Raw genomic sequence first — 23,074 nt, 5'->3', positions numbered from 1 at the left:
CGCCGCCGTCGATGCGTTCAATCGCCCACCAGCAAGCATCGGCCATTCCGCGGCCGATGCCATGCCAATACGGTTCAAGGAAACGACACCGAACCCGACACGCTTCTCTTCGCGAAGCCCAGCAGATCGACGACCGTGTTCCCGGCAGGTGGTGAATTGGTAAACAAGGTCTTGGTCACGCCGTTGAAGGTCGCATAGCACTCGTAGGCTGGAAAATCATCGATTTTCCCGTTAAACGACACACTGAACTTACCGCCACTCGTCGGCGATACGGTAAACACACCAACGAAGTCGATGTCCGCCGCCATGCCGACCAATGGATCACCCGCTTTCGCAATGAGGTGCAGCTCGGCCGGCCCGGTCGCGGGCGGGTCCGGTCGCGTCTGACCGGGAAACGTGGTGCCGCCCTGGGTCGCTCGCAGATGCGCGCCAATGCCACCAAAGGGAGGCGGACCAGGGAACGTCGGCGCCTTCTGGGTCATCGAACAGCGCGACATGTCGGCGTTCTTGAAACCCGTTTGCGCGCCGGATACGAGGTTCACTTCCGTTGTTCCAGATGTCGTATGCGCGGAATGGAGCATGCGCTTGGTGACGAGATCGACGATGGCGGATGACTGCATGCGATGGCTGGCGCTTTGCGAATTACTAAAGCCCCGCTGGTCGGTAAGGTAGCCCGCATTCCAATCCTTGGTCCAGTTGCCCGGCCAGGTCCGGGCAATGGCCGGCAGGGGCACGGCCGTTTTGCCCAAGTGCACCCCTTTGGTAATGGCCTGGGTATAGCCCTTCACCGTTTTTGGGATAAACGCCGAAATCCAGAATGTCACTGTCGGATTTGCCATTTTTCTCTCCAGTTAGAGTCACTCATTACGATTTTAGGACACCGACCGGAGCACATTACTTGCCAAAACCAAGGGAACGCTCGGAATTCAATGCCATGGCGCTGATGACACCTCCTTCCTTGAAGGAAGGCTGGGAGTTCTCGAAGGTTTCAAGCAAGGTCTCGGTGTCGGAAGATCGCTCAAGATGAACCTCTCGCCGGCTCATTTCGGCTTGCGCGACGGGTTCAGCATGGACAGGCCGAAAGCGAACGACCTCGGCCATATAGCAATCGTGTCGGCCATGGATGTGGATTGAGTTAACGCATGGCGCGTAACCCAAAAGATCCAAATATTGGGTTGCGGCCCATGGCCTAATCCAACCTGCAAGTTTCCGGCGTGACCGCGAACCAAAACACCTGAACTTCCATGGTATTGGCGATATTTTCGGAATGTGTCATGGGGTTTCCTCAAGACTCTCACAAGGGTCGCCGACGGCGCTTCCGGTCCTTGAACCAGCCATGTCTTATCACTCGCGCCGTTGCCAACGACTATCATGAAAAAACCCCTCTTGGAAAATGTAGACGCAAGGTAGCCCCTGAAAGGGATCGAGCGCGTGGCGATTCAGGTTATGGCGCCAAGCCATCGGCAACGGCATTTGGCGCCTGACCCGGACCGACCGTCCAAAAACCGAACCGCCGAACCCGTATCGGTGGCGTGCCGACCCGACAACGACAACAACCCAGCGAGGTAATGTGGATGACCAGCAAACTCACGGACAAAGCGGCGCAACTGATCGAACGTGTGACCGAACTGATGCGGGAGCGTTTGCCCGAACCGTCGGTGGACATGGCACAGGCTTTCGTGCGCCATTATTACGCTTGGGTGGCAACCGAGGACTTGCTCGAAAGAGCCCCGGAAGACCTGTACGGCGCGGCCCTGTCCCACTGGAATCTCAGCCGCCAGCGGCGACCGGGCATCCCGATCATCCGGGTCTACAATCCCAGCTTCGAGGAACACGGCTGGCAATGCACCCACACCGTGGTGGAGATTGTCACCGACGACATGCCGTTCCTGGTGGATTCCATGACGATGGAACTCAATCGGCACGGTCTCACGGTGCACCAGGTCATCCATCCGGTGCTGCGGGTGACGCGCGATGCCGACGGTCATTTGCAACGCATTCTTCCAGGCGGAACCGATGAAGGCATCAGCGAAGCCACCATGCATTTCGAGGTGGACCGGATCACCGATCCCAAGTTGATGGCCGATCTGCGGGCGGGGCTGCTGCGCGCGCTGGGCGACGTGCGCGCCGCCGTCGAGGACTGGCCGGTCATGCGAGAACGGCTGACGGGCATCGCCACCGGTCTGGAAACCGCCAAGTTACCCCTGCACGCCTCGGAAGTCGGTGACATGCAGGAATTTCTGCGTTGGGTGGCCAACGAACATTTCACCTTCCTGGGGTATCGCGATTACGAACTGCTGGAGAAGGACGGCCAACTGTCGCTGTGTGCCGTGCCCCGTTCCGGTCTCGGCTTGCTGCGCAGCGACGACAGCGATATTTCCCGCGATCTGGCCATGCTGCCGCTGGAACTGGGTCGCTCGTCCCAGTTCGCCAAACCGCTGATCATCGCCAAGGCCGGCGCCCGTTCCACCGTCCACCGCCCGGTGCCGCTGGATTATCTGGGGATCAAACGCTTCAATGCCGACGGTCAGATCGTCGGCGAACAACTGGTTCTGGGTCTGTTCACCGCTCAGGTCTACAACACCAATCCGCGACGAATCCCGCTGCTGCGCGGCAAGATCGAACGGGTATTGGCCCGTTCCGGCATTTCGCCCAAGGGCCACGCCGGCAAGGCCCTGCAGAACATTTTGGAGACCTTCCCCCGCGACGATCTGTTTCAGGCCACGGACGACGAGTTGCTCGACATCGCCACCGGCATCCTGCACCTCAAGGAACGGCAGCGGTTGCGATTGTTCGCCCGCAAGGACCCGTTCGACCGCTTCGTTTCCTGTCTGGTCTATGTGCATCGGGAAAAATACAACACCGAAGTACGGCTGCGGATCCAAAACATCCTGATGCAGGCTTTCAACGGTGAATCTTCCACTTTCACCACCCAGTTCAACGAATCGGTCATGGCGCAGCTCTGGTTTTCCATTCGCGCCAAGCCCGGAAAGATTCCCGAGAATTCCATATCGGAGCTGGAAGCTCAGTTGCGCGAGGCCACGCAATCCTGGGAGGAAGAATTGCAGCGCGCCCTGCTGGAACAATGCGGCGAGGAACAGGGCAACACTCTGTTCCAACGCTACGGCCAAGCCTTTCCCACCGCTTATAAGGAAGATTTCACCGCCCGCACTGCGGTGAGCGACATTCTGCGACTGGACCGGATTTGCGCCACCTACCCGCTGGACATGCGGTTGTATCGACCCCTGGAAGACCCGGAAGGACTCTTGCGCTTCAAGGTCTTCGGCCCCGAACAGCCAATTCCGCTGTCCGACGTGCTGCCGATGCTGGAGCGGATGGGTCTGCGAGTGCTGACCGCGCGTCCCTACGAAATCGCCACTCGCGACGGCGCTCGACTGTGGGTGCTGGATTTCAACATGCGCGAGGATGTCGGCATTCAGGTGGATGCCCCTCAGGTCAAGGATATTTTCCAGGATGCCTTTGCCCGGCTCTGGACCGGCGAGGCGGAAAACGACGGTTTCAACCGGCTGGTGCTGGCGGCGCGGCTGCCATGGCGCGACGTGGCGATGTTGCGAGCCTATTGCCGGTATTTGCTGCAAACCCGCATCCCGTTCAGCCAGGCTTACATGGAACGCACCCTGAGCGATCATTCGTCGATCGCCCGCATGCTGGTGGATCTGTTCCACGCCCGGTTCGCGCCCGAGGCCCGCGACGGCGCCGAACGGCACGCCACCGCCCTGCTGGTGACCATCGAGGAGGCGCTGGAAAAGGTCAGCAGTCTGGATGAGGATCGCATTCTGCGGCGGTTCCTGAACATCATCCAGGCCACCTTGCGCACCAATTTCTTCCAGACCGACCCTCAGGGACGACCCAAGGATTATCTGTCCTTCAAATTCGATCCCACCCGCATCGACGAATTGCCGCTGCCGCGCCCGATGTTCGAGATTTTCGTGTACTCGCCTCGGGTGGAAGCGGTGCACCTGCGCGGCGGGCCGGTGGCGCGCGGCGGTCTGCGCTGGTCGGATCGGCGCGAGGATTTTCGCACCGAGGTGCTGGGCCTGATGAAGGCGCAGATGGTGAAAAACGCCGTGATCGTGCCGGTCGGCGCCAAGGGCGGTTTCGTGCTCAAGCAACCCCCGACCAAACGGGAAGACTTGCAGCGGGAAGCCATCGCCTGTTACCAAACCTTCATTCGCGGTTTGCTGGACATCAGCGACAACCGAGTCGCCGGCCATGTCGTCGCGCCGCCGCGAGTGGTCCGCTACGACCGCGACGATCCCTATCTGGTGGTCGCGGCGGATAAGGGCACCGCCACGTTTTCCGATATCGCCAACGGCATTTCCGCCGATTACGGCTTCTGGCTGGGCGACGCCTTCGCGTCCGGGGGATCCGCCGGCTACGATCACAAGAAAATGGGCATCACCGCGCGCGGCGCCTGGGAGTCGGTCAAACGCCATTTCCGGGAAATGGGCAAGGACATCCAGACCCGCGACGACATCACCGTGGTCGGCATCGGCGACATGTCCGGGGACGTGTTCGGCAACGGCATGTTGCTGTCGCGTCACCTCAAGGTGCTGGCGGCCTTCAATCACCTGCATGTGTTCATCGATCCGAATCCCAATCCCGAAATCAGCTTCCGCGAGCGGGAACGCCTGTTCGCCCTGCCCCGCTCCTCCTGGGACGACTACGACAAATCCCTGTTGTCGGCGGGTGGGGCGGTATACCCTCGCGCCGCCAAGTCCATCGTGCTCAGCCCGGAAGCGCGCGCAGCGCTCGACATCCGGGCCGAGCGGCTGACGCCCAATGAACTGGTTCGCAACCTGTTGAAGGCGCCGGTCGATCTGCTGTGGAACGGCGGTATCGGCACCTACGTCAAGGCCCGGCGGGAAAACGATTCCGAAGTCGGCGACCGCGCTAACGACGCGGTACGCATCAACGGCGACGAACTGCGCTGCAAGGTGGTGGGGGAAGGCGGCAATCTGGGCCTGACCCAACTGGGCCGGATCGAATTCGCGCGCGGCGGGGGCCAGGTGCTCACCGACGCCATCGACAACTCCGGCGGCGTCAACTGCTCGGATCACGAGGTCAACATCAAGATTCTGTTGAACCAGGTGGTCGTCAGCGGCGACATGACCGAGAAGCAACGCAACCAGTTGCTGGCCGACATGACCGACGAAGTGGGAGAACTGGTGTTGCGGCAAAACTATCTGCAACCCCAGGCCATCAGCCTGACCCGTGCCCAGGCGGCGGAGTCGCTGGGCGACCACATTCGGGTCATGCGCTCCCTGGAAAAGGCCGGAAAGCTGAACCGCGCCCTGGAATTCCTGCCCGACGACGAGGAGCTGGTGGAGCGGGAAACGGCCCGCGAGGGGCTGACGCCGCCGGAACTCGCGGTACTGCTGGCCTATGGCAAGATCGCGCTGTACGAGGAACTGTTGGCCTCCGACGTGCCGGAAGACGCGTATTTGCAGAACGAGCTGCTGATGTATTTTCCCCGGCCGTTGCAGGCGCGCTTTGTCGAGCAGATGCGGGATCATCCGCTGCGGCGCGAGATCATCGCCACCTACATCACCAACAGTACGCTGAACCGCATGGGCAGTACCTTCGCGTTCCGGCTGTGGGAGGAAACCGGCGAGACCTATCCAACCATTGCCCGCGCCTACAGCGCCGCGCGGGAAATCTTCGAGGCCCGGCGATTATGGAGCGCCATCGAGGCATTGGATAATCAAGTGCTCGCATCCGTGCAAACCACCATGATCGGCTACAGCCAGCGATTGCTGGAACGCGCCAGCCTGTGGTTGTTGCGGCATCGCCGACCGCCGCTGGCGATCGAGGCGGTGGTCAAACAGTTCAATCCCGGAGTGACGACCTTGATGGTCGAACTGCCGAATCTGCTGCAAACGGACGAACGGGAAGCCTTTCAGTCGGCCTGCCGAGAACTGACGGCGGCGGGGGCGCCGGCCGAGCTGGCACACTGGGCGGCAAGCTTGGGGGCGCTGTTCTCGGCGCTGGACCTGATCGAGGTGGCGACGCAGACGGCACTACCCGAAACCGTGGTGGCGACTGTGTATTTCGGCCTGACCAATCGGCTGACGCTGAACTGGCTACGGCAAAGCATCCTCGATTTGCCGGTGGCCAATCACTGGCAGAACCGCTCGCGAGCGGCGCTGCTCGACATCCTGTACGACCAGGGCCGAGTGTTGACCCTGGATGTGCTGCGCTCGACCGCCAACGCGCAAACCCCGGAGGAACGGCTGGAAAGCTGGCTGGCGCACAATCAGGCCGGTGTCGAGCGCTGCCGGGGCGTGTTCGCCGACCTGCGGGCGGCGGGCCAACCGGATTTGGCGATGTTGTCGGTCGCGTTAAGGGAGATGGCGAGTCTGGTGCGGCGGAGCGAGGACTGATTCGACGAGGCCGCGGTCAAACATGGCAACCGTTCTTCCCGCGATCGCAGGCAAGCGGGGGAGGTGAAAAAAACGATGAACCGCTTTACCATCGGACGGTTATCCCACCCAACTCCGCCAAGGTGGAGCCTTGGAGTAATGGCCAACCTGCTGGGGAGCGCTGGCATGAGCGACTTGCAACACCATTTGTCCGATCTGCACGCGGCACTGCAAACCGCGATCGATTCCACTCGGGAGATCGCATTATTGATTCGTGAAGACCCACACCTGGGCGCGTCCCTGGCTAACCAGAACTCGCGTCTGGGCACCTTCGGCGATTACATCACCGGCCAACTCTTCACCTTGGGTTCCATGGAGAACGATGTCCGCCGTTGGGAAGAGCGCCTGTGTGAAATGCACCGCCCCATACCCGAAAATAGCTGTCCGGTTTTCAGAACGTAACCATTCCTATCCTCAAGCCTTTCTCCATCGTATGCGTTCATCCCCCTTCCCGTGTCGGGGAGGGGGTGTCAAGCAACCCTGCTCCAGCGACCAATAAACCAGTCTTTGGAGCAAATCCTTGTTTTTCGCGAGACCACGGGATTTGGACGGCTGTCCAGGATTTCGCCACCGGGCGGAAACGGAGGGTTTTTCAATCCCTTCGCCTGTTCCGGCGCAAGCGGCGAAGCAGGATTAGACCGTACAACGCCGCATTGAACAGCAGGACACGTCGCCCAGCGCCAATGGCAGGGCGCGGGTCAGTCCCGGCGAGTAAAGCAAGGGAACAAGATGACGGGATTGATTCTCAATACACCGAACACGGACATGGATTTTCAAGAATAGATATCGGATCGGATTGGTCCGGTCAACCCGGATCAACATGGACCGGTCCAATTCATAGCCATGGACTCCGATATAATGCAATGAGTTCGGGTATAAAATTACCGGCATCTCAAACCCCGTCATCGGATGCGCCAATGGTTCAACCGCCGGGCCACCGTCCGCTCCATTCCAAACCCGTTTCGACTGTTGCCGTGCTTCTAGAGAGGAACCCGACATGACCGAACTCACTGTGAATGGCCACAAGTACGAGGTTGACGCGCCGCCCGATACCCCGTTGTTGTGGGTGTTGCGCGACACCCTGGGACTCACCGGCACCAAGTATGGCTGCGGCGTGGCCGTTTGTGGTGCCTGCACCGTCCACGTCAACGGCAACCCGATGCGTTCCTGCGTACTGCCCGTCTCGGCGGTCGTCGGCAGCCGGATCACCACCATCGAAACCGCCGAAAATTCGGTCGTTCAGGCGCTACAGCAGGCGTGGGTCCAGCAGGAAGTGTCCCAGTGCGGCTATTGCCAGCCGGGCCAGATCCTGAGCGCGGCGGCGCTGTTGGCCAGCAACCCGCGCCCGACCGACGCCGACATCGACGCAGCTTTGTCCGGCAACCTGTGCCGTTGCGCCACCTACGCCCGGATTCGCGCCGCCGTTCACGACGCGGCCAAAACCTTGGGAGCCTGAGCCATGCACGCGATCGACAATCCTGGCCGCCGGACTTTTCTGAAAGCCGGCGCTGCGCTCGGCGCCGGACTGACCCTCGGTTTTTATCTGTCGCCCGGCCGCGCCGCCCGGCAAACCGCCGCTTCCACGGCCGCCTCGTTCGCTCCCAATGCCTTTCTTCGCATCGCGCCGGACAACACCGTCACTGTGCTGGTGAAACACTTGGAAATGGGGCAAGGCGTCTACACCGGCCTGCCGATGCTGGTCGCCGAGGAACTGGAAGTCCCGTGGGAGCAGATTCGGGTCGAATCCGCACCGGCCGACGCCAAGCTCTACGGCAACTTGGCTTGGGGTGGAACCGCGCAGGGAACCGGCGGCAGCACCAGCCTCAACAATTCCTGGGACCAGTTGCGCCAAGCGGGCGCCGCCGCGCGCGAGATGCTGATCGCCGCCGCCGCCGCCCTTTGGACAGTGGAACCGAGTGCTCTTAAGGCCGAGAGCGGCAGTGTCGTCCATCTCCAATCCCAACGCCGGGCCACGTACGGCGAACTGGTCGCCAAGGCCGCCGAATTGACGCCGCCGCAAAGCGTGAAGCTGAAAGCGCCCGCCGAGTGGAAAATCATCGGCAAGAGCCTGCCGCGCAAGGACGGTCAAACGAAAGCCACCGGACAAGCCCAGTTCGCCGGAGACCTCAAATTGCCCGGCCTGTTGACGGCGCTGGTGGTCCGCCCGCCGCTGTTCGGCGTCAAGGTGAAAAGCATCAAGGCTGACACCGCTCGCGCGGTGCCGGGCGTCAAGGCGGTGGTGCAGATTCCGCAAGGCGTAGCGGTGGTCGCTCGCGATTTCTGGGCAGCCAAGAAAGGGCGGGACGCTTTGATCGTCGAATGGGACGAAACCGACGCGGCCAAGGTATCGAGCGACGCCTTGCGCGAGCAGTATCTCGCGCTCGCCAAGACGGCGGGCAAAGTCGCTGCCGATCACGGCGATGCCGCGCAAGCGCTGAGCAAAGCGGCGAAGACGCTGGAAGCCACTTTCACGTTTCCCTATCTCGCCCACGCTCCGATGGAACCTCTAGTCTGCGTGGTGCAGTTGAAGGATGATGCCTGCGAGATTTGGGCGGGTTCCCAGTTGCAGACGCTCGATCAAGCCATTGCCGCGAAAATCGCCGGCCTCCAGCCGGAGCAGGTCACGATTCATACTACCTTGGCTGGCGGCAGCTTCGGTCGCCACGCCAATCCCACCTCGGATTACATCGCCGAGGCAGTGGCGACCGCCAAAGCAACCCGCGAGTTGAACGCGCCGATCCGACTGATGTGGACGCGCGAGGACGACATCAAGGGCGGTTACTATCGACCCTTGTTCGTACATCGCATCGCCGCTAGTTTGGACGCCCAGGGCAAGCCAGCGGCTTGGCTGCAACGCATCGTCGGTCAATCCATTCTGGCCGGCACGCCGTTCGGGGGGATGATAAAGGATGGGATCGACTTCACGTCGGTCGAAGGCGCGTCCAACTTGTCCTACGCCGTTCCTAACCTGCGTGTGGAACTGCATAGCACTCAAAACGGCATTCCGGTCTTGTGGTGGCGCAGCGTCGGCCACACGCACACCGCTTTCGCCGTCGAAGTTTTCATCGACGAGCTGGCCGCCGCTGCCGGTCAGGATCCCTACGAATATCGCCGCGCCTTGCTGGCCGACCATCCGCGCCATCGGGTGGTGTTGGAACTGGCAGCCGAAAAAGCCGGTTGGGGTTCGCCGCTGCCCAAAGGTCGAGGTCTGGGCATCGCCGTGCACGAATCGTTCGACTCCTTCGTCGCCGAGGTCGCCGAAGTGACCGTGCAGCCAGACGGAAATTTCAAGGTGGATCGCGTGGTCTGTGCCGTGGATTGCGGGGTCGCGGTCAACCCGAACGTGATCGAGGCCCAGATGCAAGGCGGCATCGGTTTTGGGCTGACGGCGGCGCTGCACGGCAAAATCACCCTCAAGGACGGTCGAGTGGAGCAAAGCAACTACGCCGATTATCCGCTGTTGCGCATCGGAGAAATGCCGAAGATCGAGGTCCATATCGTGCCGAGCGAAGCGCACCCCACCGGCGTCGGTGAGCCGGGCGTGCCGCCGATTGCGCCAGCGGTAGCCAACGCGCTGTATGCTGCCACCGGCAAGCGGGTGCGCGACCTGCCCATCGATCCAGCAGCGCTCAAAGCCTGAACCGTGGACAGTTTGGATATCGCTGTTCTGCGGCGGGCCATCGATTGGCTGGAAGCGGGGCGGCGGGTGGCGCTGGTCACGGTGGTCGCCACCTGGGGTTCGGCGCCGCGTCCGGTCGGGGCGCTGCTGGCGCTCGACGAGGACGGGCAGCCGTGCGGTTCGGTATCGGGTGGCTGCGTCGAGGATGATCTCGCCACCCGACTCCGCGCTCGCTTTCCCAGCACTTGCGAGGTAGTGAAATACGGGGTGACGGCCGAGGATGCGCGCCGCTTCGGCCTACCCTGCGGTGGGACGCTGCAACTGGTGGTAGAGCCGCTAGCCGGCGTCGAGACCCTGCGACCGGCATTGGCGGCGCTGGAGCGCGGCGAATTACTGGCACGGCGGGTGCAGCTCGCCGACGGCGCGACGAGTTTCCAACCGGCGACGCCGGAGGATTCGCCGACCTTCGATGGTAAGGTGCTGACCCAGATTTTTGGCCCGCGCTGGCGCCTGCTGCTCATCGGCGCCGGCCAGATTTCGTTTTATTTGGCGTCCATGGCGCAAGCGCTCGATTACCGGGTGCTGGTCTGCGATCCGCGCGCCGAGTACGTGCGGGAATGGACCGTGGCTGGCGCGGAGCTGTTGCCGGGGATGCCCGACGACGTGGTACGCGCCATCGTGCCCGACCGGCGCACCGCCATCGTCGCTCTCACTCACGATCCGAGATTGGACGACATGGCTTTAATGGAGGCGCTGAAAACCGATGCGTTCTACGTCGGCGCGCTCGGTTCGGCCACCACCACGGCGCGACGCCGCGAACGTCTGGCGCTACTTGACGTGACGCCCGAGGAGCTGGCCCGCCTGCGCGGTCCGGTCGGTCTGCCGATCGGTAGTCGCACCCCGCCGGAGATCGCGATTGCCATCCTGGCCGAACTGACCGCGCTGCGCCATGGCATTGAACTGGCACCTGTTCGACCCCGATCTGCCATCACGGCGGCCAGTGGCGTCGCTGCATCGTGAAGCAGGGCATTCTGCTCGCAGCGGGCTTTTCTCGGCGTTTCGGCGCGAACAAATTGTTGCAACCGTTGGCCGATGGCATTCCCATGGCGCTGATCGCCGCTCGCCATTTGCGTGCCGCCGTGCCCAACGTGCTGGCGGTCGTCAATCCCGGCGATCCGTTGCTGGCCCGATTGTTAGCCGAGGACGGGTTTCCGGTCACGGTCTGTCCTCGGGCGGAAGATGGCATGGGAACCAGTCTTGCCTGGGCGGTGCGCCAGACTCCACAAGCGTCTGCCTGGATCGTGGCGTTGGCCGATATGCCTTTCATTCGATCCGAAACCATCGCCCAAGTCGCCGATGCCATCGAACGACCTACGACGCTGGCTGCCCCCGTGTTTCACGGGCGGCGAGGGCATCCGGTCGGGTTTGGCCGAGCGTATTTCGAGCGGCTAACGCAACTGACAGGCGATGAAGGCGCCCGGTCGATCCTGCGCGATCATGCCGAGCAGGTGCGGTGGCTGGCTTGCGAGGACTCCGGCATCCTCAAGGATATCGATACGCCCGCCGATCTCGCGCCGCTTTCTTCTCCATGACAACGCGGACAGCCATCCGATATCACCGGCCACGGATCAGGTAATCGGCGGCGATTCCGGTTTGGCGGCGTGCCGGGACCAGTCCCGAAAAAAATCGACGAAACGCCGATCCCGCGTGCTGATGTGCTGAGCCAACAACGCCAGAATAGCTTCTGCTGCGGGTGGGGTGAGAGTCTGCTCTTCGCCGTCGCGTTGCCTGGCCGCTTCCAGTTTCAGCATCAGGCGATCGTGGTCCGACAGGTGATCATCGTAATCTGGATAGCTGCATAAACGCATCAACAGTTGTTCGGACAGGAAATGCACGTCGCTGTACGCAACCAGTTGATCGAGGATTTCGCGGGCCAGAGCCGTGTCCACGCCGGTGCTGGCGGCTTCGCACAAGGTTTGCGCCAAGCTGAGTTGTACATGATGCTCGGCGTCGGTGTTGTTCGAGTAGGGATCGGAACTCATGCGGTCACCTGGTGAGCGATGGCGGATGGATTCGACGCTATCATAAAATCCGTGCCAGAGCGAAACTCGGCAATGGTTTAGCGGCATTGCCGCCTTGTCGTCGCGAGCCGAACTGAAATACCGGGGGAAAGCACTGGCTCGACGCGCGGCAACGCGGCCCGACCCCACCAATCTGAACCTGTGGGCCGGTCAATGCGAACGGTTGGCTGTCGTCGTCACCGTTTCGGGCCATCGGCGCGGCGACAGACCGATCGGCCAGGGCATGGCTCCCAGCCGCGCTCGTTCAAACACTGGCCTTGCTTCACGCGAACCGAGACCGAATGGCATGGATTCTGCTCAAGGTCCATGGTCCGTAGCTCGCTCGCCCTGGCTTGCAGGTCAAGAGCGGCACCCTACTTTTTCCACGACGAGGAACAGGCTGTCATGAACGGGTCCATCGATTTTTACGCCGACGATTGCAAAGTGACGATCGAGACCAACTGGACCGGGGCCGGCGATTATCAGTTGATCCGCGCGGATGGCGCCGCGACGCCGCTGGGCGATTGCCAGACGTTTCCAGATATGCTGAGCGCCGTGCTGGACACGGAATGGTCCAGCGAGATGGAAGGGGCGCGGGTCGAAAGACAAGCGGAGTGACCACGGTCCGGCGGCGCGGACTGGCGATTCCTCGAAACTCCCGCCGCCGCCTTCACCCGGCACCGGATCCGCCACGCGTCGACAGGCACTCCCGCGCGGGAGCTTCCCGCGCCACGCCCGCCGCGCGCCGGACCGCTATTTCAGCAACCGGGTCAAAAACTCGTTGAACAGCGCCCAAGACTTGCGATCGGCGTCTTCCCGATAGCGCTCGTCACCGAATATCGTGAAGGCGTGGGGGGCGCCGCCGTAGGTCACCATCTCATGCTTGACGCCCGCCGCCTCCAATGCCTTGGCCAGCGCGGCGAACTGATCCATGGTGACGGCGGTGTCGGCGGTGCCGTGCATCACCAGGATTTCGCCCTTGGTCTGGGTGTAATCCTGCCCCGCCGGGGTTTCGAGACCACCGTGAAAGGTCGCGAAACCTTTCAGGTCGGCGCCGGAACGTGCCAATTCCAGCACCGCCGCGCCCCCGAAGCAGTAACCCATGACGACCGTGTTGCCGGTGTTCGCGCCCTTGGCGCGGGCGGTATCGAGCGCTCCCATCATCAAGGCGCGCATTTTCTCGCGGTCCTTGTAGAGCTCGCCGGTGTGCTGGCGCTTGTCGGTCATTTCGGTCGGCCGCACACCCTTGCCGAACAGATCCGCCGCAAACACCGCATAACCCTTTTCGGCCAGCATGTCGGCGCGCTTGATCTCGTAATCGGTCAGGCCGTCCCAGTCGTGAATCAACAGCACCAGCGGCGCCTGTGCATTCGGGCTGACGTAATAACCCTCGTAGGGCTGACCGTTGACCGTATAGGTCACGGCTTGGCCGGTGGCGCCCAGCGCCAGCAGCGGCGTCAAACTCAACAACGTCGCGGTTATCCAGTTTCTCATTGCTCGATCTCCCCGCCGTGAATGACTCGGCCCGTGGCCGGCTTGCTTAATGGACCTGCCCGCGTCGCGCCGGGTTCACCGCTCGGAGCGCCCGCCCTGGGTCAGACGCTCGACCAGAACCCGTTCGCACGCCTTGAACAGCAGGTAAAACAGCAGGCTCAGATAACCGTAAGCGATCAGTTCGAGCAACTGCCGCAAGGCGCCGTCGTCGATCACCATCGCGCCGTGCTCCAGGTACAAATCGAAATTGGCCTTGAACAGCATGAACAGATTGAGGGAACTGACGCCGAAGGCCACAAAGAACACGCCCATCCAGATGAAGGTGATCCATTCGTGCTTGAACAGAACTTTCATCATGAATTGCCGCATCGCGTTGCTCCAAAAATAGGGTGATCCCGAAACCCGACCGAGGAAAGGTTGGCCGACTCAAAGTGAAAAGCCGGCCTCGTTCGATCAAGTTTATACTGGGTTCGCGTCGGTTGGCGGCCAGACTCAATCAAGGAATAGGACCCAGGCATGAACAAAAAACCGTTGTTGCTGATACCGATACTGCTCGCGGTTGGCGGCGGCGCCTATTGGTGGTGGCAAAAGCAGGAGCGACCGCAAGATACATCGCGGCTTACCCTGTACGGCAATGTCGATATCCGCGAAGCGGATCTGGCGTTCGACGCCAGCGGGCACGTCACCGAAATCCGGGTCCAGGAAGGCGACCGCGTGCAACCGGGGCAAGTGTTGGCACGTCTGCAACCGGACAAGCTAGAAGCGGCGCTGGCGGCGGCCCAGGCTACCGTGGCGGCTCAGGAACAGGCGCTGGCCAAACTCAAGGCCGGCAACCGCCCGCAGGAAATCCGCCAGGCCCGCGCCCAGGCCGATGCCCTCGTCGCCAAGGCCCGGCTGGCGCAAATCAGCCACGCCCGCTTGCTGAAACTGGGCCAGAAACGGCTTGCCGCGCCAGAAGAAATCGACCAGGCTCGCGCCACCGCCGACGCGGCGGAGGCCGAGGCCCGCGCCGCCGAGGAAGCCTACGCCCTGGCTGTTGCCGGCCCACGCGCCGAGGACATCGCCAGCGCCGAAGCCGGGCTGGCGGCGCGACGGGCGGAGCTGGCGCTGGCGCGGGAACGGTTGGACGACGCGACCTTGCTGGCCCCGGCGTCAGGTATCGTGCGCGACCGCATTCTGGAACCAGGTGATATGGCCTCGCCGCAGACGCCGGTGCTGACTCTGGCCCTCAACGATCCGCTCTGGGTGCGAACCTACGTGCCGGAATCGGAGCTGGGCCGTATCCGGCTGGGCATGGCCGCCGAAGTCCACACCGATAGCTATCCGGACAAAACCTACCACGGCTGGGTCGGCTTCCTGTCGCCCACTGCCGAATTCACCCCGAAGAACGTGGAAACCTCGGATCTGCGTACTCGTCTGGTCTATCAGGCGCGGATCTTCGTCTGCAACCCCCAGAACGAATTGCGCCTGGGCATGCCGGCCACGGTGACTCTTTCGCTGGACCGCCCGCCCGATCAGGCCGCCGAATCGCCCCAGCGCTGCGCGGAGTAACACGGTGGTCAACGCTGGCTCCCCAGCCGCGCTCGCTTGCCACGGCCTCGGCAAGACGTTTAGCAGCGGCAGCCGCGTCATTCAGGCTTTGGATGGCATCGACCTGACGGTTACGCCGGGCCGAATCACCGGCCTGATCGGTCCCGACGGCGCCGGCAAAACCACGCTGATGCGACTGGCCGCCGGGTTGCTGCGGGCCGATGCCGGCGAATTGCGGGTGCTGGATCTGGACGTAAGCCGCGAGCCGCTGGCGGTACAGTCGGTCATCGGCTACATGCCGCAGCGCTTCGGTCTGTACGAGGATTTGAGCGTCCAGGAAAATCTGGATCTATACGCCGATCTGCAAGGCGTGCTGGCTGTCGAACGACGCGGACGCTACGCCGAACTGTTGCACATGGTCGGTTTGGCGCGCTTCACCGCGCGACTGGCGGGACGGCTGTCCGGCGGCATGAAACAAAAGCTCGGGCTGGCCTGTACCCTGGTGCGACCGCCTCGGTTGCTGCTGCTGGACGAACCCACGGTCGGCGTCGATCCGGTGTCGCGGCGCGAACTGTGGGCCATCGTCCAACGCCTGGTGCGGGAAGAAGGCGTCAGCGTGCTGCTCAGCACCGCCTACCTGGACGAGGCGGAACGCTGCGACGAAGTGATCCTGCTGCATCAGGGTCGCTTGCTGGGTCAGGGAACGCCCGCCAGCTTCAGCGAGCCGTTGACCGGTCGTTGCTACCTGGTGAACGCGCCGACCATCCCCAAGCGTCGCCTGCAAATGCGGCTGACCGCGTTGCCGGCCGTGGCGGACGCCATCATTCAGGGCGAGAGCGTGCGGGTGGTCGCCCGCGCGGTCGGGCCACTCGATCTATCGAGCTTGGACGCGGGACCGGCGGGCGTCGAAATCCGCCCGGTGGTGCCCAACTTCGAGGACGCCTTCATCATCCGCCTACAGGGGGAGCACGACGCAACCACGGAGGAATCGCCTCCTCTGCCCATGGCGGCGACCATGGCCAACGATGACGCGGCGGTCATCCGGGTGGATCGGGTCCAGCGTCGTTTCGGCGAGTTTTACGCGGTCAAGGACGTCAGCTTCGAGGTGCGGCGGGGCGAAATCTTCGGCCTGCTGGGTGCGAACGGCGCCGGCAAATCCACCACCTTTCGCATGTTGTGCGGCTTGCTGCCAGCTTCCGGGGGGCAGCTCGAAGTAGCCGGGCACGACCTGCGCCACGCGGCGGCTCAGGCCCGTGGCCGCATCGGTTACATGGCCCAGCGTTTTTCCCTCTATGGCAACCTGACGGTGGCGCAGAACCTACGTTTTTTCGCCAGCGCCTACGGCTTGACGGGCCAGCGGCGGCGGGAACGCATCCGCTGGGCGCTGGACGGCTTCGACCTGGAACGCTACGCCGATATGGCCAGCGGCGATCTCCCGCTGGGCTATAAACAGCGTTTGGCCATGGCCGCTGCCCTGATGCACGAACCGGACATCCTGTTCCTGGACGAGCCGACCTCCGGGGTGGACCCGCTGGCGCGGCGGGAATTCTGGCATCGCATCAACCTGCTGGCGGAACAGGGGGTTACCGTGCTGGTGACCACCCACTTCATGGACGAGGCTAATTACTGCGATCGGCTGGTGATCATGGCCGACGGCGAGGTGCTCGCCCAGGGCACCCCAGCGGAAACGAAGGCACGCTTTCGCGACGCCGAACGATCGGACCCGACCATGGAAGACGCCTTCATCGCGCTGATCGAGCAGCGGGCGCAAACTGCTGGAGAACCGGCATGAACGCACGAGGTGGCGCCCTGATGCGTCTGCGTGGGATGGTGCGCAAGGAAAGTCTGCAAATCCTTCGCGACCCGTCCAGTATCGCCATTGCCTTCGTCATGCCGGTGGTGCTGCTGCTGTTGTTCGGCTATGGCGTCTCGTTGGATGCCCAGCACATTCCATTGGCGATGGTTATCGAACGCCCGGACGCCAACAGCGCCAGTTTCGCCGCCGCCTTCCAGCAATCCGAATACTTCAGTCCGCGCCGCTTCGACAGCATCCAGGACGCCGAGCAGGCCCTGCGGGAGCGGCAAGTGGACGGCATCGTCTGGTTACGCGGCGATTTCAGCCGCCGCCTGCTGGCCGCCGGCGACGCACCGGTCGGGGTGATTCTGAACGGCGTCGATGCCAACCAGGCGCGCATCGCCTCGGGCTACATCCAAGGAGCCTGGCAAAGCTGGCTGCAAGCCTACGCGAGCAGCCACGGTCAGGAGCTGACCCTGCCGGCGGCGGTGGAACAACGGGTCTGGTTCAATCCGGCCCTGCGCAGCCGCAACTTTCTGGTTCCCGGCCTGGTGGCGGTGATCATGACCCTGATTGGCGCTTTGCTGACCGCGCTGGTGGTGGCGCGGGAATGGGAGCGGGGCACCATGGAAGCACTGATGGTCACCCCGATCCGCATCGGCGAATTGCTGCTCGGCAAGCTGCTGCCCTACTTCGTGCTGGGCATGGGCGGCATGCTGCTGAGCGTGGCCATGGCCCGCTGGCAGTTCGGGGTACCTCTGGCCGGCTCGTTCTGGCTATTGCTGGCAACCTCGACGCTGTTCATGCTGGTCGCGCTGGGCATGGGACTGCTGATTTCCACCGTGGCCCGCAACCAGTTCGTGGCCGGGCAGATCGCGATCCTCGTCACCTTCCTCCCGGCCTTCATTCTGTCGGGCTTCATTTTCGACATCGGCTCGATGCCGGCGCCGATTCAGTTCATCACCCATGTGGTGCCGGCGCGCTATTTCGTCGCCATTTTGCAAACCCTGTTTTTGGCCGGCGATGTCTGGCCGGTGGTGCTGGGCAACGCCGCCGCCCTGCTGCTGATGATGCTGATCTTCTTCGCGGTGCTGGGTCGCAAGGCTCGCAAGCGCCTGGAGTAATCCATGCTGCAACACATCCTCGCCCTGGCCTTGAAGGAGTTGCTGGCCCTGCTCAGGGATAAGCGCAGCCGCTTCGTGCTGATCGGCCCGCCCATCGCTCAATTGCTGGTGTTCGGCTTCGCCGCCACCTTCGACCTGCAAAACGCTTCCATCGCCATTTACGACCAGGACCAGGGCGCCGCCGCCCGGGAGCTGATCGCGCGCTTCGAGGGCTCGCGCAACTTCGAGGTGGTGGCGCGGATCGATCACGATGCCCAAGTCGCGCCCCTGATCGATGACCGCCAGGCGCTGCTGGTTCTGCGCATCGATCCTCGTTTCAGCCAGGAAATCCTGAGCGGCGGCAGCGGTTCGGTGCAGGTGATCCTGGATGGGCGCAATTCCAACACCGCCATGCTGGCGCTGAACTACACGCGCGGCATCGTCACCGACTTCAACGATACCTGGGCAGCGCGTCACGGTCGATCCGGGCCACCGGCGCATCTCGAAATCCGCCCCTGGTACAACGCCAACCTGGAATCACGTTGGTTCGTGGTGCCGGGCATCGTCGGCCTGCTGACCCTGGTGGTGACCCTGATCGTGACCGCCCTGTCGGTGGCGCGAGAACGCGAGGCCGGCACCTTCGATCAGTTGCTGGTGACGCCGCTGCGACCGGTGGAAATTCTGATCGGCAAGTCCATTCCCGGTTTGTTGATCGGCTTGCTGCAAGGCAGTCTGATCGTGGCCATCGCGGTCCATGGTTTCGGTATCCCGCTGCGCGGTTCGGTCGGCGCGCTGTACTTGGGGATGGCGTTGTTCCTGCTGTCGGCGGTGGGGGTCGGTCTGATGATCTCGTCGCTGGCGGTGACCCAGCAGCAGGGCTTGCTCGGCGCCTTTCTGTTCATGGTGCCGGCGATAATCCTGTCCGGCTTTGCCACCCCCATCGCCAACATGCCGGAAGCGGTGCAGTGGCTGACCTACATCAATCCTCTACGCTATTTTCTCATCGTGCTGCGCGGGGTATTCCTGCAAGGCGACTCTTACGCCTTGCTGATGGATCAATACTGGCCTATGGCGCTCATCGGCCTGGTCAGCCTGATCCTGGCCGGCTGGCTGTTTCGTCATCGGATGTATTAAACGACCATCATCGCGGCTGGTCGAAACTCCGTCCACAACTGCTTGATCGGGTTAGAATCGTCCGCTCGGAGCCATTTCGAAACCGGAGAACGCCATGAAATGTCCCACTGGATCTGGATTGATCATGCTGAGCCTGCTCGCGACGCCGGTGCTGGCGGCCAACAAGTGCGTCGATCCCAGCGGCCGAATCAGCTACCAGGCCGACCCGTGTCCGGCCAGCTCGCGCGGCGGCGACATGAGCCTGAACATCAACCGCCCGTTTACCGGGCAGGCTGGAATCCCCGCCGCGGATCCGCACATTGTTACCATGGGACAAGAGATTTCGCCGCCAGCCGATGGGCAGAACCAGGAAGTCCAACCGCCGGATACCGAACGGTAGCCGCTCCTGTCCGCCTTGTCGGTCATGACGGAGTTCGGGTTCCCTCGGGCGGGCAAATCGAACCGCGACGCCCTTGGACCGCCATCGGGTACACGAGGATGGATGGCGGATACGGTGCAAATGCTGGTGTCTATAATTGAACTATCAAAGCACTCGCCCGCCGCCGGCGCGGATGAGTGGGCCACTCAACCTCGCGGCGTGGAGTGCGGCCGATGCGACAATTCATTCGCCACCCCTCGGACATTCCCATCACGTACAGCGTCGCCCATGTCGGAAGCTGCTGGAAAAACCGGCTACGGAATATCAGTCGGGGTGGATTGTGTTTTCGCGCCGACACCTCCATCGAACGGGGTTGCGTGATCCACATCGCGATTCCGATCCGGGAACCGGAGTTCACCGTCACCGGCACCATTGTCTGGTGTCGCAAGACCAACCGTCATTTCGAGGTGGGCGTGCGCTTTGCCGACGAGAACACCGAATTCGCGGTTCGCATGATCGAGCAAATTTGCCACATCAATCACTACCAGAGGCAGATCCTGGAACGGGAAGGACGGCAGCTTTCGGGCGAGGAAGCAGCGATGGAGTGGGTGGCCAGATTCGCGCGGGATTTTCCAGGTTAACCCGCGCGGGCGGTCAACCTGCCCCGCCGGCTGGCGGCAACATGTTTTCCGGCATCTGCACCGCCACGACCCGACCGCGCGCGCAGACCTCGCCCGCCGCCGTCACCGTCGCGCTCACCACCACCTTGCGACCTTTGATTTCTTCGATCCGGCCGCGAATTTCGAGCGATACCCCCAGCGGAGTCGGCCGCAGGTAGTCCACCTGCAGCGATGCGGTCACGAAGCGAAACGGGGGTTCGCTGCCCAGTTCGCGTCCGGCCGCGCGATAGGCCGCCGCCGAAGCCGTGCCGGTGCCGTGGCAATCGATCAGCGAAGCGATCAAGCCGCCGTACACGTAACCGGGGATCGCGATGTAATGGGGTCGCGGTTCCAAGTGGGCCACGGTTTCCTCGCCGTCCCAGTAGCTTTTGAGTTGCAATCCCTGTTCGTTCAGCCGGCCGCAACCGTAGCAATGGCTGAGTTCGTCGGGATAGAAGTCCTGAAAGGCTTGTTGATTCTGATTCATCGGCTGGTCTCGCTCATGATTAGACTGTGTGCAAGCATAAAGTGTAACAAAAAAAAAGATGTAGAGCCTCGCGCGCCTTGGGGATTTAGAATCGACGGCCTGATCGATTGCGTTTGCCTGGAGGTTTGCCGTGAATCCGATTTGCAAGAGCTTGCTGTCCGCGCTGCTGTTCGGTTCGAGCGTGGCGTCCCTTTCGAGCGTCTGGGCTGGTGATATTGTGCTGACGGTCGAGGAGCCGTCCGCTGGCGACACCTATTCCGGCGTGGCCAATATTCGCGGTTGGGTCGTCGGCTCGGCGGGCATCGACCGGGTCGAACTGTACGTGGATGGCGCGCTCCTCACGCCCATCCCCACCGGCGGTCGGCGTTCCGATGTGGGCGACGCCTATCCGAACTATCCCAATGCCGCCAACGCCGGATTTTCGATGGCGTTCAACTATTCGAGCCTGCTCGCCGGCTCGCACGCCATCCTGATCCGGGCGATTGACCGGGAAGGCGCGCTCAAGGACGCAGCGGTCGATTTCAACGTCACCCGCTTCCCCAACGCCTATATTGCCGACCCGGCGAGCGTCAGCCTGAGCGGCGCCTCCGCGACGTTCAATAGCGGATCGTTCCTGTTGCAAAACGTTACCGCCGAGGGCAAGACTTACGACATCCGGCTGGAATGGCGCACGGAAGCCCAGGGCTTTGCCATCACCCGGATCAGTACGGCCGGCGATCCGCCCACCGACGACTTCAGCGGTACCTACCAATCCCAAGCCTCGCAGAGCAGCAACAGTTGCCCGTTCGCGGTTAACCAGCAGGTCAATAGCGAGTTGAAACTGAACCAAACCGGCTCCCAGTTGAGTGGCACGGAAAATTCGGGCGGGACCCTGGCGGTATCCGGCACGGTGGATGCGCAGGGCCTGTTTTCCCTCCAGTCCGAACGGTTGACGCAAACGTCATCGGCGAACTGTCGGGGCGAGACTTACTTTGGTTATCAAGGCGATTTCTCCAGCCAAACGGTGACCATCACCACCCACTATGAGTATTTCGGCAGTTGTCCGTACTACAACTGCGCGGCGACTTATCAGGGCAGCATCGTCCGGGACAGCACCGCCACCCTGGCCAAAGCGGCGTCGGACGACAGCGGTTTGGAAACCAAAACCATGGCAAATTCCGCCGTGCGAGGGTTGATCGAATCGGCCCTGGAAATTTTTGGGCACGAAACGCCCTGAGCGACTGATTCGTTCTCGGTCATGTTGGATGCGATGTCGTTTTGGAAATTAATTAAATGATAATTGTAAAATACAAATATCATGTTAATATCTTCGCCCATGGAGGTGCGCGATGAACACGACGACTAACCCAACCCTGTCCGCCGCGACGCTGCTGGCGATCCCGCCGACCGAACCGGAACGGCTGTTCAGCGGCGACCCGGAGACTGCCCGCCAGGAATTTCGGGCGCTGGCTTCGATCTGGCATCCGGATCGGTGCTCGCGGCTCGAGGCGACCGAGGTGTTTCAACATCTCGGTCGGTTGTACGAGGCGGCGCTCGGAAAGCTGCGTGACGGCATCTGGCAAACGCCCGGTTTGCTGCGGTTACGCGCGACCGACGAAACGGAGTTTCGCGTTCGCTACCACCGGGAACGCGAATTCGAATTGGGCCGGGTGTTCGTCGGCGACGACATCGTGACCACTCTGGTGGATCGAGCGCACGCCGACCTGTTCCCGAACGCGCTCGTCGCCATCGGTCGCCTGCCCTGCGCCGACGCCCGCATGGCGGCGGAAGTCGGGCGCTGCCTGCCCGAGATTATCCGCTGTTTCGAAATCGGTGCCGGCCAAGTACTGGTCGTGCGGAAAACGCCGGACCTGTTGCCGCTGCGGGAGGTGCTCGACCACTACGATGGCCGATTGGACCCCCGTCATGTGGCCTGGATCGTCAGCTCGCTGCTCAATCTGGCCTGCTATCTCGATTATGCCGGCATCGTCCACAACGCCATTTCGACCGAAACCTATTACATCTCGCCGCCAGCGCACAGCGGCGCCCTGCTCGGCGGTTGGTGGTATGCGGTCCGGCAAGGAGAACCGCTGCGCGCCGCGCCGGCCGCCACCATCCAGTACGCCCCTATCGACGTCATGACTCACCGGCGGGGCGATCATCGCATCGACCTGGAGTCGATCCGGGCGCTGGGCCGGGAACTGCTGGGCGATATCACCGGATCGCGGCTGGCGCGCGAAAAGGCCGCGCCGCCGCCGATGATCGACTGGCTACGGCTGCCGGCCGGCGCTTGCGCCCTCGACGATTACCAGACCTGGCAGCGCCAGGTATTACCCGCCAGCTTCGACGAACGCCGTTTCGTCGAGCTGGATTTGACCCGTCAAGACCTCTACTGACCTGAGAAGGAGAACGC

The 23,074-nt window shown here is 62.6% G+C and carries 21 protein-coding genes; 15 read left to right on the top strand and 6 right to left on the bottom strand.

From position 1 onward, the window contains the following. Window positions 1-74: 74 nt before the first annotated feature. Window positions 75-839 carry a hypothetical protein gene (locus E4P82_RS10505; protein ID WP_169248833.1) on the bottom strand — a complete coding sequence of 255 codons (765 nt, stop codon included), beginning with the start codon at window positions 837-839 and terminating at the stop codon, window positions 75-77. A gap of 55 nt (window positions 840-894) precedes the next feature. Continuing rightward, on the bottom strand, window positions 895-1,101 hold the full coding sequence (locus tag E4P82_RS10500; protein WP_169248832.1) for a hypothetical protein: 207 nt from the start codon (window positions 1,099-1,101) through the stop codon (window positions 895-897). Between the two features lie 473 nt (window positions 1,102-1,574). Here E4P82_RS10500 and E4P82_RS10495 point away from each other — a divergent pair, with 473 nt between their 5' ends. The 6 genes from E4P82_RS10495 to E4P82_RS10470 all read left to right on the top strand — a co-directional run bounded on the left by E4P82_RS10495 (window position 1,575) and on the right by E4P82_RS10470 (window position 11,654). Further along, window positions 1,575-6,404 carry an NAD-glutamate dehydrogenase gene (locus E4P82_RS10495; protein ID WP_169248831.1) on the top strand — a complete coding sequence of 1,610 codons (4,830 nt, stop codon included), beginning with the start codon at window positions 1,575-1,577 and terminating at the stop codon, window positions 6,402-6,404. Window positions 6,405-6,569: 165 nt separating this feature from the next. Then, window positions 6,570-6,845, top strand: a complete 276-nt coding sequence (locus E4P82_RS10490) for a hypothetical protein (RefSeq protein WP_169248830.1) — start codon at window positions 6,570-6,572, stop codon at window positions 6,843-6,845. 595 nt (window positions 6,846-7,440) lie between these two features. Next, window positions 7,441-7,899, top strand: a complete 459-nt coding sequence (locus tag E4P82_RS10485) for a (2Fe-2S)-binding protein (RefSeq protein WP_169248829.1) — start codon at window positions 7,441-7,443, stop codon at window positions 7,897-7,899. A 3-nt stretch (window positions 7,900-7,902) separates the two neighbouring features. Then, window positions 7,903-10,083 (top strand): xanthine dehydrogenase family protein molybdopterin-binding subunit, encoded by a 2,181-nt coding sequence (locus E4P82_RS10480; RefSeq protein WP_169248828.1) that lies wholly within the window; start codon window positions 7,903-7,905, stop codon window positions 10,081-10,083. A 3-nt stretch (window positions 10,084-10,086) separates the two neighbouring features. Further along, complete coding sequence (locus E4P82_RS10475; RefSeq protein WP_169248827.1) at window positions 10,087-11,082, top strand: XdhC family protein; 996 nt, start codon at window positions 10,087-10,089, stop codon at window positions 11,080-11,082. Then, window positions 11,079-11,654 carry a nucleotidyltransferase family protein gene (locus tag E4P82_RS10470; RefSeq protein WP_169248826.1) on the top strand — a complete coding sequence of 192 codons (576 nt, stop codon included), beginning with the start codon at window positions 11,079-11,081 and terminating at the stop codon, window positions 11,652-11,654. The genes E4P82_RS10475 and E4P82_RS10470 overlap by 4 nt, the downstream gene beginning before the upstream one ends. Before the next feature lie 36 nt (window positions 11,655-11,690). Here the strand turns inward: E4P82_RS10470 and E4P82_RS10465 are convergent, their stop codons facing one another. Then, entirely contained in the window at window positions 11,691-12,104 is a 414-nt protein-coding gene (locus tag E4P82_RS10465; RefSeq protein ID WP_169248825.1) for a bacteriohemerythrin, read from the bottom strand. Between the two features lie 423 nt (window positions 12,105-12,527). On the opposite strand from E4P82_RS10465, the gene E4P82_RS10460 reads away from it, so the two are divergent. Beyond that, window positions 12,528-12,740: a hypothetical protein gene (locus tag E4P82_RS10460; RefSeq protein WP_169248824.1), complete on the top strand. Its 213-nt coding sequence runs from the start codon at window positions 12,528-12,530 to the stop codon at window positions 12,738-12,740. A 135-nt stretch (window positions 12,741-12,875) separates the two neighbouring features. On the opposite strand, the gene E4P82_RS10455 is transcribed toward E4P82_RS10460, so the two are convergent. After that, entirely contained in the window at window positions 12,876-13,616 is a 741-nt protein-coding gene (locus tag E4P82_RS10455) for a dienelactone hydrolase family protein (protein WP_169248823.1), read from the bottom strand. 75 nt (window positions 13,617-13,691) lie between these two features. Then, the gene (locus tag E4P82_RS10450) at window positions 13,692-13,973 is read right to left on the bottom strand and encodes a hypothetical protein (RefSeq protein ID WP_211203107.1); all 282 of its coding nucleotides are present in this window, start codon (window positions 13,971-13,973) and stop codon (window positions 13,692-13,694) included. 159 nt (window positions 13,974-14,132) lie between these two features. On the opposite strand from E4P82_RS10450, the gene E4P82_RS10445 reads away from it, so the two are divergent. From E4P82_RS10445 to E4P82_RS10420, 6 genes are all read left to right on the top strand, one after another. Next, window positions 14,133-15,167, top strand: a complete 1,035-nt coding sequence (locus E4P82_RS10445) for an HlyD family secretion protein (protein WP_169248821.1) — start codon at window positions 14,133-14,135, stop codon at window positions 15,165-15,167. Window positions 15,168-15,171: 4 nt separating this feature from the next. Then, the gene (locus E4P82_RS10440; protein WP_169248820.1) at window positions 15,172-16,938 is read left to right on the top strand and encodes an ATP-binding cassette domain-containing protein; all 1,767 of its coding nucleotides are present in this window, start codon (window positions 15,172-15,174) and stop codon (window positions 16,936-16,938) included. Continuing rightward, entirely contained in the window at window positions 16,935-18,065 is a 1,131-nt protein-coding gene (locus E4P82_RS10435) for an ABC transporter permease (protein ID WP_169248819.1), read from the top strand. Before E4P82_RS10440 ends, E4P82_RS10435 begins: the two co-directional genes overlap by 4 nt. 3 nt (window positions 18,066-18,068) lie before the next feature. Continuing rightward, window positions 18,069-19,178 (top strand): ABC transporter permease, encoded by a 1,110-nt coding sequence (locus E4P82_RS10430; RefSeq protein WP_169248818.1) that lies wholly within the window; start codon window positions 18,069-18,071, stop codon window positions 19,176-19,178. Window positions 19,179-19,272: 94 nt separating this feature from the next. Then, complete coding sequence (locus E4P82_RS10425) at window positions 19,273-19,557, top strand: hypothetical protein (protein ID WP_169248817.1); 285 nt, start codon at window positions 19,273-19,275, stop codon at window positions 19,555-19,557. Window positions 19,558-19,769: 212 nt separating this feature from the next. After that, entirely contained in the window at window positions 19,770-20,177 is a 408-nt protein-coding gene (locus E4P82_RS10420) for a PilZ domain-containing protein (protein WP_169248816.1), read from the top strand. 13 nt (window positions 20,178-20,190) lie between these two features. On the opposite strand, the gene E4P82_RS10415 is transcribed toward E4P82_RS10420, so the two are convergent. After that, window positions 20,191-20,682 carry a PaaI family thioesterase gene (locus tag E4P82_RS10415; protein WP_169248815.1) on the bottom strand — a complete coding sequence of 164 codons (492 nt, stop codon included), beginning with the start codon at window positions 20,680-20,682 and terminating at the stop codon, window positions 20,191-20,193. Window positions 20,683-20,812: 130 nt separating this feature from the next. On the opposite strand from E4P82_RS10415, the gene E4P82_RS10410 reads away from it, so the two are divergent. Together E4P82_RS10410 and E4P82_RS10405 are read left to right on the top strand one after the other, a co-directional pair. Next, the gene (locus E4P82_RS10410) at window positions 20,813-21,898 is read left to right on the top strand and encodes an Ig-like domain-containing protein (RefSeq protein ID WP_169248814.1); all 1,086 of its coding nucleotides are present in this window, start codon (window positions 20,813-20,815) and stop codon (window positions 21,896-21,898) included. Window positions 21,899-22,010: 112 nt separating this feature from the next. Continuing rightward, on the top strand, window positions 22,011-23,057 hold the full coding sequence (locus E4P82_RS10405) for a hypothetical protein (RefSeq protein WP_169248813.1): 1,047 nt from the start codon (window positions 22,011-22,013) through the stop codon (window positions 23,055-23,057). Window positions 23,058-23,074 lie beyond the last annotated feature (17 nt).

It is taken from the genome of Candidatus Competibacter phosphatis (genome assembly GCF_012939995.1).
Classification (GTDB): Bacteria; Pseudomonadota; Gammaproteobacteria; order Competibacterales; family Competibacteraceae; genus Competibacter; species Competibacter phosphatis.
This window is presented reverse-complemented; position numbering and strand designations above follow the sequence as displayed.